The sequence below is a fragment of the Sphingobacterium sp. BS-2 genome, from assembly GCF_046161205.1.
In the GTDB taxonomy this organism is placed as follows: domain Bacteria; phylum Bacteroidota; class Bacteroidia; order Sphingobacteriales; family Sphingobacteriaceae; genus Sphingobacterium; species Sphingobacterium mizutaii.
Genome location: NZ_JBIXGO010000006.1, coordinates 1 through 11,758 on the forward strand (window position 1 = coordinate 1; position 11,758 = coordinate 11,758).

Sequence of the window (11,758 nt, forward strand, 5' to 3'; positions counted from 1 at the left end):
TTATCGAACATCGTTTTTGCGCGACTTCCAGGCTAACGTGCCATGCCTGCTAAAATAATGGAACCCCAAAAGGGGTTCTATATTTAAAAAATAAAAGAGCTAATAGATTTTCATTGCCAACATGCTGTCATCACCTTCCGAGAAATTTAGCTCAAATTTTTCCTCCTCAACATGAAACCAAAAACTTTAATATATTGATACAGCCCTTCTAGGGCAGCTTAACGCAAAAATAACTTCCTTTCCAGTGTCAGACTGAGGCACGATTTTCTCGGAAGTATACAAACAATGATTGAAATAGCGAACAGGTCATCCATCTTCGATGGATGATGACAGGAACGTTTAGGGCATTTACGTACAGATTCTTCACTGACCGTTCAGAATTGGGAGTTTCTCAGAGAGGGATTCAGAGTGCAGCGAAGAATCGATTTTTGTTTTTTTATGGGATTGGGGTCATTGCGAATCGTAAGATGAGCAAACTAGTTCTTATTTAATTTGACCACATGAACGGGAATTATTGAAAAATATTTCACCCCTTCTGGGGGTTATCCTTTATTATCCATCATTGCTCTACAAAGATTCCACCCCCTCTGGGGGTTCAGTAAATGATACATTAAATTTTGAACGTTTGCATCTCTCCGAGATGTTTCGTTGCTACGATGACACGTTTGTTAAATCTGTGTTTCTAGGTATTTAGAGCTATATTTCCTTTCCAGAAGAATATTTTTTATCCGCCATACATCCCCAGTGGGGGATGAATTATTTTAGCATGGATGGTAAACAATATAGGGCTAATGCAAAAACGATGTTCGATAAATCGAACATCGTTTTTGCGCGACTTCCAGGCTAACGTGCCATGCCTGCTAAAATAATGGAACCCCAAATGGGGTTCTATATTTAAAAAATAAAAGAGCTAATAGATTTTCATTGCCAACATGCTGTCATCACCTTCCGAGAAATTTAGCTCAAATTTTTCCTCCTCAACATGAAACCAAAAACTTTAATATAATGATATAGCCCTTCTAGGGCAGCTTAACGCAAAAACAACTTCCTTTCCGGTGTCAGACTGAGGCACGATTTTCTCGGAAGTATACAAACAATGATTGAAATAGCGAACAGGTCATCCATCTTCGATGGATGATGACAAGAACGTTTGGGGCATTTACGTACAGATTCTTCACTGATCGTTCAGAATTGGAAATATACAAAAATAGGCTTCATTAAAAAGCTTATCGAAATAACCATCGACTTTATCCTAAGGGTTCATCGAGCGATATCTCGGTTTCGCGCGATAACCGTCGAGATGACACCAAAAACCTTAATTTAATAACTAGCGGATTGAAAAAAATCAACTTTTAGTTTTGTAATTTGTTATTCAAGTAAAAACAATGAGATGAAACATTTAATTCCAGCACAGCATGAAGGAAAGGATATGGATATCTCCGATTCCGTGGAATTCGAGAATGAAATTCTAGCTAAGAACTTTTATTTAGAGGCAAAGAACAGACTATTGGCTATCAACAATTGGAATGAGGTAGCAAAAGTACCCGTTTCGACTTTCGAGCATTTAGATGCCTTTGGCAAACATTCTGAAGAAAGGCCGCAAGAAGGCGATTTTGTTAAGATAGATATTCCCGGACCTGGACTATGGAGTACTTCAGGTTACGATTATGTTCAAATTGAACAGATCAATGAATCTTCTGATACCGAACATGACTTGATTACGCTTACCCTAAGGCCAAGTTATATGCCGCATCAAGATCATGATCATGAAACTAAACATTTCTTTAAAAACATGGCGACATCGAGCTTTCAGGTGAAGCGAGATGGCAAGACCGTTGAGGCCTCCTATTTTGGAAGGAATGAAATCATGAACTTGGAGCTTGATTCCATCCTAGATCGATTAAGGAATATTTTTGTTGCCTTAGGTGCAAAATTAGGAGCCTCTTATCCACAATGGAAATCCTTGATCGAAGGGATTTTACAAAAGTAAATTAAGGATTTCCCTCCTCTAATAACGTGCTGAGCAGTTCCTCGAGACAGATTGTTGCATAGGTCGACTCATGGTCAGAGTAGGCATACGGCAGGATCAATTGATTGTTATGGATAATCTGCCCACAGGAATAGAGTACATTTGGCACATATCCATTTCTCTCCTCCTCATTGGCAAATAGAAGGGGTTCCTTTAGTTTCCCCAAGACCTTAGTAGGATCATGCAAATCGAGCAGCATTGCTCCGATCACATATTCGCGCATGGGTCCTACAGAATGGGTGATAACCAACCAGCCCTTTTCCGTTTCAAGAGGCGATCCACAATTGCCGACTTGGATAAATTCCCAAGGGCTTTCAGGTTCGGCAACCAGATGGATTTCATCGTGCCAATTGGTAATAGAATCCGAAAAAGACACATAGCTATTTTCACCATCCACCCGACAGAGCATAACGTATTTGCCATTGACCTTCCTTGGAAAAAGAGCAGCACCTTTATTGGCGATCTTACCATTGATAGGCTGCACTTTGAAATTGATAAAATCCTTGGTTGAGAGCAGTTTTGGAAGAATAGAATGACCATCATAAGCCGTATAGGTAGCATAATAGGTTATATTGCCTTTTTCGCTTTTATAGGCTACAAAACGGGCATCTTCAATTCCATTCTTCTCGGTATCGCTGATAGGAAAGATTACTCGTTCTGAAATAGAAGTATCCAAGGAATAAGAAATCTCATAATGTGAAGAAGCCAACCACATGATCTGGTGCATCAAAATCTGGTTATCATGGGTCAATTCATTTTCTTCCTCGATTTCTTTAACAAAACGCAACAATTCATCATAGGTAAATGAATCCGTCAATTTGCTTTCTATGATTTTAGTTAAATCCTCGTCTACCCAATGCATCTGCATCAATTTTTCAATAAAATCGTCCTTTTTATAGCGATAATTTTTAACATGCTTAGGCTTGTCCAATAAAATGCCTACCTCATCGAGTTCAATGTTTAAATTCTTATCGATGATCCCTGAACGAAAGACTATGGAAGATAAATGCCCTTCCCCAACTGCCCTGAAACTCAGCACTACCCTTTTTTCGCCTTCATGTGTTTGGGATTGATCAGGTGAAAATACGATCGAAGGGTTAAAATAAGCGGCAGCTTCGATGGAATATTCCATGGTAAAGAAGGAGCCAATCAGTAATTTTTCGACTTCTGTCAATTTCTTGGTATCGATCTTTAGGTCTTTTAATTCTTGGGCCTTCAGCTTGTAGTTTCTTTCTAAAATATTGATGACACTGCGATGTCTTCGGGCATAATTTCTTAAAATCTGGGTAATCAACTCATTCTTTTTTACATCGCTTAAATTCAGTACTCTTTCAATAATTCTTTTAGAACGTTCTGGAGATAGGTTGAAACGACGAGCTAATACCCTATCCAACTTAGGTTTGAATAATATATTCTTTCTATTTATTGTAATTCCCATATCAATTTAATTATAAGCCAACAACTTATTTATAACGATTAAAAAGAGGTCTTGTTTAATCTTTGTCATATTTAATTTTTATTAGGCTTAAATCTGAACAATTTCATCTTACTGAATGTTCAACAAGTAGTAAAGAATTAGTTATAAACAATTTGCAAAAGGATTTTTATGAAAATTTTGATTATTGGCACCTATCCGCCTAGGAAATGTGGGATAGCAACTTTTACCCATGATTTGTTCCAATCTATTTTGGACCATTCCAATGAAGTTGAGGTTATTGCTATTACGGACGGGACAGAGACCAGCTTTCCTCCTGAGGTGAAAAGAACAATAAGAAGAAATGAGAAATCAGACTATTTGGAATCGGCAGAGTGGGCAAACCATCAAATGTATCAGTGCTGTATCCTACAGCATGAATATGGAATATTTGGTGGGGAGGCAGGAGAATATATTTTGGATTTTATCTTACGGATAAATGTTCCTATCATAACTAATTTGCACACCATCCTTCAAAATCCTAATCCAATGGAGTTTAACGTCATTCAGAAATTAAGCATTCTGAGCGATAAAATCACTGTAATGACGCAACGAGGGATCGATATGCTGGAAAAAGTTTACCATATCAATCCTGATCGGCTTAGCCTGATTCCACATGGTGTTCCTAATTTTAAATCAACAAAAGAAGAAGCCAAAACGATTTTAGGACTCGAGGACAAAATCGTAATGTTATCCTTTGGACTTTTGGGAAGGAATAAAGGTTATGAAATTGCCATTGAAGCGACCTCAAAAATACGCTCGGATAACTTTGTATATATCATCCTTGGGGCAACCCATCCGAATGTTTTGAAGGAAGAAGGCGATACTTACAAAAATAGTTTGATGCAACAAGCAGGCAAGCTCCAGCTTTCAGGCAAGGTATTCTTCGTGAACCATTTTGTCAGTGATGAAACCTTACAGCAGTATTTAAAAGCTTGTGACATCTATGTTACCCCCTATCCAAATGAAAGTCAAATGAGCAGTGGCACGCTATCCTTTGCCCTTGGCGCTGGTGCAGCCGTCATTTCCACCCCATATTGGTATGCTAAGGATCTATTGGATGAGAATCGAGGAATGTTATTTGATTTTAACGATGTAGAAGGATTGGCAAAATGCATCAACAATCTGATTGAAGATCCCAAACTCATGGAAAGCTATCAGCAAAGGGCGGAAAACTTTGGAAAAGCGATGTCCTGGATGAATGTAGGAAAACAACATTTAAGTTTAATTTCTGCTATCAATGCTCCAAAATCTAAAGTACAAAGCATGGAAAACCAAGACAAGACATTAAAGTTCTTGGATCCTGGAAAATCAAAGAAATTGATTTCTTCTTAATTCCTTATCAAGATGGAGGAAATTCAGGTAGATAATAAGTGCTATTCAAAGATAGTCAAGACATTTTTTGATCGGGTTCCAAAAATAGAGTTTCCTTATATTGAAATTTTGACGACCCCGACCGGTATCCTTCAACATGCCAAATTCAATATCCCGAATTACCATCATGGTTATTGTTTGGATGATAACTGCAGGGCTCTGCTATTATTCTGCAAGGCATATCATCAATTAGAACCCAGTTACAGAAATAAATACATCAGTAATTTCCTGGGATTTATCCATTATGCACAGAAAGAAGACGGGATCTTTAGAAACTTCATGTCCTTTGACCTACAGTTCATCGAGCACATAGGATCGGATGACAGCTTTGGAAGGACAATTTGGGCCCTAGGTTTTCTGCTTTCAAAAAAAGAAATTGCCAATTATCATCCTATAGCCAAGGAATTATTTGATAGATCCTATCCTCACATGGCAGATTGCAAATCTGCACGAGCTGTAGGCTACCAAATTTTGGGATTGCTACACTATCTCGAAAAATATCCAGAGGATATGAAAATCCGAAAACAACTTGAAGGTTCCTGTCAATTTCTTATCGACGAATATAAAGCAGCAGAAAATGAAGATTGGCATTGGTTTGAAGAAGTCATTTCTTATGACAATGCGATCCTCCCCATGAGTATCTTAAGAGCATCGCGCTATTTTGGAAACAAGGAAATGGAAAAAATAGGATTGGCAAGCAGTGCTTTTTTAGATCAGGTTATTTTTCGAAAAGGTTATTTTTCAAGTATTGGAAATATTAATTGGTTAAAAAAGGAAGGTATTTGCAGTGATTTCGGTCAACAACCCATTGAAGTGAGCAGTACAATTATGCTTTACGAAGAGCTTCAACATCATGCAATTAGGATAAATTATAAAGAAAGAATCCTAGAAACTTTCTCTTGGTTTTTAGGGAACAACATAAAAGGGGAAGTCTTATTTGATTTCCAAAACATGGCTTGCTACGATGGCTTGGAAGAATATGGTGTAAACAAGAACCAAGGAGCGGAAAGTAATTTAGCTTTTTGGCTATCTTACTTGGATACAGCAAATTACATCCATTCTTGATTTAAGTATTTATTCCGATAAAACAGGTATTTAAACTATAAACTTATTCTTTTTTCAAGTGTTTTTCCATTAACACAGCGTTGGAGGCAATATGAAAAAACAAGGAAATACACCTATTGAAAGACATCCCCATAATAAAAACACTTTGGATTCCAGAAGTACCAACATTAAAGCAGATCCATCAAAAGACAGTACTAAGTCAGATAGTAATTCAAAAGCAGAAGCGACTGGAAACTCTGGCAAACAAGTGAATGATAAAAGGGAGAATTGATTAAGGTTCTCCGGAATCATTAATTAAAAAATGGAAAAATCCTTTACCCATAGTTCGATCGATAAGATTAAAGGCCTTAAGTATGTTGACAGTAATATTACCGGCTTTTCAAGAATAAAAAAGGGTAAGGGGTTTTCCTTTGTTGACCAAAAGAAAAAAATTATTTCTGACCCAAAAATACTAGCTAGAATTTCTTCTTTGGTCATCCCTCCGAATTGGGAAAACGTCTGGATCTGTCCTTATAAATCAGGTCATCTTCAAGCTACGGGGTACGATATAAAAGGAAGAAAACAATATATTTACCACCCGAAATGGAATGCCTTGAGGAAGGAAGATAAATTTGCCATGCTTCTCCCCTTTGCCAAAGGGCTAAGTAGTTTAAAAAAACAGATCAAACGGGACCTAAGACGAAAAGAAATCGACCTCCAAAAAGTAACAGCCTTAGCCTTGCAGATCATGGATCTAACCTCCATGCGTGCAGGAAATCAATTTTATGAAAAAACGAACGGCTCCTATGGCTTGACAACCTTAAAAAACCGACATCTTTCCATCGATAAAAATAAAATAACGTTTAAATATATAGGTAAAAAAGGGGTTCCTCAGGAAAAGAACCTTACCGCAAAGAGGCTTGCTCAGATATTAAAGAAAGTAAAGTCGATTCCTGGACAGCAATTATTCCAATTTGAGGATCAAAATCAGCAAGTCCATCAATTGGATTCTGGACATTTGAATGAATATTTGTACCAGGTTTATCAAAAACATATAACCTGCAAAACTTTTAGGACTTGGAATGCCTGTTTTTTATGCTTAGAACTATTTTTAAACAGTGAATATGCTGAAGATCCCAAACTTAGAAAATTGCATGCACAGGAAATTATAAAAACTGTGGCCAAAAAATTAGGCAATAGCAAATCAGTGGCCCTGAAACATTATATCCACCCAAAATTGATTAGTGATTATGAAGCGGGAACATTAGGAAACTGGATCAAGTATAACAAGGAAAGTTCGGCTAGCGAAAAGGAAAAGAGGATCAAAGCTAGATTAATAAAAATAATTGGGGCTCAATAACAACAAGTATTAACTCATTCCGCTGAGTACAAATACTTGAAAATGAAAAACTTAAAACTTATCAACTCCTTACATGGTTCATTGGTTACTAAATCGAACAGCAATGGACAATAACGAAAAGAAAATAGATCTGGTTAACCGAGCCGTTGAGATCAATAATGATCGGATTAAGGGCTATGAAAAAGCCATAGAAATTGCGGGTGATGCAAATCTTCGCGAATTGCAAGAACTATTCAGGCAATACATAGAGCAGTCCCGACAATTTATCACTGAATTAAGTCCATACCTGGAGCGGTATGGTCAAGAACCCACTGAGGACAGCAACTTGACAGGAAAAATATTCAGGATATGGATGGATATCAAATCAGCCATTTCCCCTTCCATTTCGCAAGCCATTCTAGAAAGTTGCGAAAAGGGAGAAGATGAATTCAAAGAAACTTATAAAGAAATACTCAGCGATTGCTTGGATGAATTTCAGGAATTAATTGACGTTTTACAGCAGCAGCTTGCCACCCAACTAGAAGCTCATCAAAAGATCAAAGAGTTAAGAGATTATTAAACAAAGACTCAAACACCCATATCCATATTTTGACAGGCAGCAGAAAACTCAATTCTTCTGCCTGTATTGATTTTACAAGTATAAAAAGAATATAAATACGGTTTTTAAAGAGCAAAATACGGTTTTTTAGGCATTTAAGCATTTATCCATATATAAAGTTGTATTTTAATTGAAAGGAAAAAATAATGGATTCAAGTTTATTGACAATCTTTTTAATCCTGGTCTGTGTATTAGTATTGGGCTATGCCGTATATAATATCCGAGCAAAAAGACGTAACAAAAACGAATAAACAGACATTTCAACAATTGATAAACTATTGATTTTGAATTATTTTAATATTTCAAACATCTAATAACAAGAATACAGTAATCGTTTATTTATAAAACCTTCATTTTCCAAAAACCCTCCTGCTCTCCGCTTGAGGGTTTTCCTTTGGGTAATTTTTTTAAAAATAGATTTAAATTATATCATTAGCCTTTTTACATATCAGAGTTAGGCCGCAAATATCCCATTTAAGCTAGACTTGTGAATATCCTTAAATTCAATAAATTTATTGTTTTACAATTGTACACGTGATAAATTTATGCTGCCTGAAAATTTTAAATTTTTAAACGAAATCCTCAATTATTCACCTTTAGCGACTGCTATTTACGACAGTCCGGATCTGCGTATTGCTTTTGTCAATGAGGCTATGTTGAAAATGTGGTGTGCTGATAAGAACATTATTGGCAAACCATTTAGTGACGTGTTTCCATCCTTTAAAGAAAGTGGTTTTTCAGGCCTACTAGAAACTGTATGGCAGACAGGTAAGAGCTATAGAGCTACGGATACAGAAGCTGATATCCTCAAGGACGGTGTTCCGATCAAAAGGTTTTTTGATTTTGAATATAAGGCCTTGACGGATGAAAACCATAATACTTACGCCATATTGCATACTTCTATCGATGTAACGGAGAAACACGTTGCCTTAAAAACCATACAATCGCACGAGCAGCACCTCAATTATAACAATGAACTCGAATTAATAACCAATACCTTAGTTCACGACGCCAAAAACCCAATTTCAATTGCCCGGATCGCGGTTGAAAACATCATGAATAATCATGTAAAGCAGAATCCCGATTTAAAGAATTGGTTGTTTGTCATAGACGAGGCACTGAGCAGCCTTACGCAAATCATCGACAAAACCTCCTTATTAAGTGAAGCTAGAACTTATAAAATCGGCAAGAAACTGGTGCCATTATCGGAGAAAATCAATATTTGGGTCAAGGAAGCAAAATTAATCTATCAAGTTCCTTCTCTCCAAGTAAAATTAGGGAGTTTACTTCCCGTGATGGCTGAACCAAGCTCCCTGTACCAGGTTTTTTCCAATATTATTGGAAATGCCATAAAATATTCTTCGCAACAGGAATACCCAACCTTAGAAATCCAAAGTGAACAGGTTAATGATGGAGTAAACTATTATTTCAAGGATAATGGAATTGGAATCCCAAGGGAGGAAATTGATGAAATCTATTCCAATATGCAGCGAGCTTCCAATTCAGGGAACTTCCAAGGTAATGGGATTGGCCTATTTATCGTAAAGCGGATAATGGAAACCTTACAGGGCACAATAGAGGTGCAAAGCGTCGTCAATAAAGGAACAGAAGTAAAGCTCTATTTTCCAGACAATTAATTAATGGAACGCTGTGTTTATAGCTTTTGTCCAACGATTTTTGTGACATACTGGACACTTCAGGCTCTTATCCACTACTTCCATGATTTTGCCACAGTACATACAGGCATAAGGACCTTGGCTGACATCAAGAGGTTCTATTTCTTTATAGTCATCAGGGAAAAGAGGTAATCCAAATTTTACATCTTCATTTTTAAAACGGAGAAGACTCATGGTACCATCGGTTTCCAAAACGGCAGTCCGGACTTGTCCTAAATGTTCAATCGACTGATTCCTCAATTCAGTGAAGAACTCCATTTTAGAGAAACTGCCAATATTTTCTTCATTGACCGCAAAAACACCGTCACGTACCACTACAAAGGGATCACCCTCCATAATTTTGTTAACAAAACTGAATTTTGCAGCTAACCAAGTGATTAACTTATATAGGACGATCACGGTCAAGAAAACCAATATGGCATGTAAGATGGGGAGGTCATCCTGAAACATGGGGTCACCTGCTGCTGAGCCTAAACCCAAAATAATAGCTACTTCAAATAGAGTTAGCTGCCGCACACCTCTTCTCCCCGAAATCCGTAGGATCAGCAAAATCAACAGGAACATGATCAATGTCCGCATCACTATTTCAATCAATAATTGGGAGCTTGCTCCATCAAATAAAATCTTATATAAGCTACTATCTTGCATTATGTCGAATTCTTTTTAAGCAGAACGATTATGGATTCAAATTGTTCTATTGCTGTAAACAAGATGATCATTAATTATAAGCAGCAATGAAAAAAGAAGGACAAGAATCAAAGAATCCAGAGACGAAATACCCAGCTCCACCATTCAAGAAGCAACCTCAATCTCCACCGGGAGAGACAAAATTAATGGACCCACAACCGGACCATGGAGAAAATAGCTATGTAGGACATGGCATAATGAAGGGAAAAGCCGTAATTATTACCGGTGGCGATTCTGGAATTGGTAAAGCAATCGCTATAGCCATGGCTAGAGAAGGCGCAGACATCCTGATCGCATATAAGGATGATATTGAGAATGAAGATGCCTATGATACCGCAGAATGGGTAAAACAGGCTGGTTCAAAAGCCATCCTATTTAAAGCTGATTTAAGTGAAGAACTTAACTGTAAAAAACTCATTGAGCTAGCTGTCACTGAATTTAAAAAGATTGATGTCCTCATCAACAATGCTGCTTATCAAATGACCTATAAGGATATAGAGGATATCACTGCAGAAGAATGGAACAAAACATTCGAAGTAAATTTGAGTGCAATGTTTTATTTGGTAAAATATGCTAAAAAGTATATTCCCGCTGGTGGCAGTATCATCAATACCACTTCAGTGAATGCCTATGATCCTAATCCCACCCTATTGCCCTATGCAGCCAGTAAGGCGGCAATCCAAAATTTCACCTCCAGCTTAGCGCAAAAATTCCTGGAAGAAAACACAGGAATCCGCGTGAATGCAGTTGCACCAGGACCAATATGGACCCCTTTGATTCCCAGTACCATTCCGGATCATGAAAAATTTGGAAGCAACACCCCAATGGGAAGGCCGGGACAACCGGCAGAAATTGCCCCAATCTATGTTTTCCTTGCTTCGGATGCAGCGTCCTATATTTCTGGGGCCACCATACCAGCAACTGGAGGAAGAGTGACTATTTAGGTTGTTGCCTTTGCAGTGTAACTTTGTGTAATAAAAGATCTCGGAAGCTGATGACAGTAAAGTGGAAGGCAATAAATTGGTTTTTATATATTAGAGATATAACCCCATTGGGGTTCCATTATTTTAGCAGACATGGCACATTAGCCTGGAAGTCGCGCAAAAACGATGTTCGATTAATCGAACATCGTTTTTGCATTAGCCCTTTATAGTTCAATACCAATTCTAAAATAATTCTGCCCTTCCAGGGCAGTAGTTCGCCAAAAGAGAAATAAATCAGAAAAATAAATATGGAGGCTAAATACTTAGAAACACAGATTTAACAAACGTGTAATCGGTACGCAGGAAGGATCTCGGATCCATACAAAGGATGGAGGTATTGGGTATATTTCTTCAAACAAAGTTAACAACTCTGGTGTCATCCTGAGAAGGAAAAATTTGAGCTAAATTTATCGGAAGGTGATGACAGCATGTTGGCAATGAAAATCTATTAGCTCTTTTATTTTTTAAATATAGAACCCCCATTGGGGTTCCATTATTTTAGCAGACATGGCACGTTAGCCTGGAAGTCGCGC

General features: G+C 37.5%; 10 protein-coding genes. 8 read left to right on the forward strand and 2 right to left on the reverse strand.

Annotated features, from left to right (window positions below):
- The first annotated feature begins 1,390 nt into the window (after positions 1-1,390).
- Positions 1,391-1,990: a hypothetical protein gene (locus tag ACK2WI_RS00955; RefSeq protein WP_409149331.1), complete on the forward strand. Its 600-nt coding sequence runs from the start codon at positions 1,391-1,393 to the stop codon at positions 1,988-1,990.
- Between the two features lies 1 nt (position 1,991).
- Here ACK2WI_RS00955 and ACK2WI_RS00960 read toward each other — a convergent pair whose 3' ends face one another.
- Positions 1,992-3,467, reverse strand: a complete 1,476-nt coding sequence (locus ACK2WI_RS00960) for a glycoside hydrolase family 130 protein (RefSeq protein ID WP_093095503.1) — start codon at positions 3,465-3,467, stop codon at positions 1,992-1,994.
- Between the two features lie 168 nt (positions 3,468-3,635).
- Between ACK2WI_RS00960 and ACK2WI_RS00965 the strand changes: the two genes are divergently transcribed.
- The 6 genes from ACK2WI_RS00965 to ACK2WI_RS00990 all read left to right on the forward strand — a co-directional run bounded on the left by ACK2WI_RS00965 (position 3,636) and on the right by ACK2WI_RS00990 (position 9,516).
- Positions 3,636-4,838 (forward strand): glycosyltransferase family 4 protein, encoded by a 1,203-nt coding sequence (locus ACK2WI_RS00965; protein WP_409149333.1) that lies wholly within the window; start codon positions 3,636-3,638, stop codon positions 4,836-4,838.
- Positions 4,839-4,850: 12 nt separating this feature from the next.
- Entirely contained in the window at positions 4,851-5,942 is a 1,092-nt protein-coding gene (locus ACK2WI_RS00970; RefSeq protein WP_409149335.1) for a hypothetical protein, read from the forward strand.
- A 91-nt stretch (positions 5,943-6,033) separates the two neighbouring features.
- The gene (locus ACK2WI_RS00975; protein WP_093095497.1) at positions 6,034-6,213 is read left to right on the forward strand and encodes a hypothetical protein; all 180 of its coding nucleotides are present in this window, start codon (positions 6,034-6,036) and stop codon (positions 6,211-6,213) included.
- Positions 6,214-6,243: 30 nt separating this feature from the next.
- Positions 6,244-7,281 carry a DNA topoisomerase IB gene (locus ACK2WI_RS00980; RefSeq protein WP_409149337.1) on the forward strand — a complete coding sequence of 346 codons (1,038 nt, stop codon included), beginning with the start codon at positions 6,244-6,246 and terminating at the stop codon, positions 7,279-7,281.
- 103 nt (positions 7,282-7,384) lie between these two features.
- On the forward strand, positions 7,385-7,840 hold the full coding sequence (locus tag ACK2WI_RS00985; RefSeq protein WP_157739427.1) for a PA2169 family four-helix-bundle protein: 456 nt from the start codon (positions 7,385-7,387) through the stop codon (positions 7,838-7,840).
- Positions 7,841-8,424: 584 nt separating this feature from the next.
- Positions 8,425-9,516, forward strand: a complete 1,092-nt coding sequence (locus ACK2WI_RS00990; protein WP_409149339.1) for an ATP-binding protein — start codon at positions 8,425-8,427, stop codon at positions 9,514-9,516.
- Here the strand turns inward: ACK2WI_RS00990 and ACK2WI_RS00995 are convergent, their stop codons facing one another.
- A complete protein-coding gene (locus ACK2WI_RS00995) occupies positions 9,517-10,203 on the reverse strand; it encodes a DUF421 domain-containing protein (RefSeq protein ID WP_093095492.1) in 687 nt (228 codons plus the stop codon).
- Positions 10,204-10,289: 86 nt separating this feature from the next.
- Here ACK2WI_RS00995 and ACK2WI_RS01000 point away from each other — a divergent pair, with 86 nt between their 5' ends.
- The gene (locus ACK2WI_RS01000; RefSeq protein WP_093095490.1) at positions 10,290-11,186 is read left to right on the forward strand and encodes an SDR family oxidoreductase; all 897 of its coding nucleotides are present in this window, start codon (positions 10,290-10,292) and stop codon (positions 11,184-11,186) included.
- Positions 11,187-11,758 lie beyond the last annotated feature (572 nt).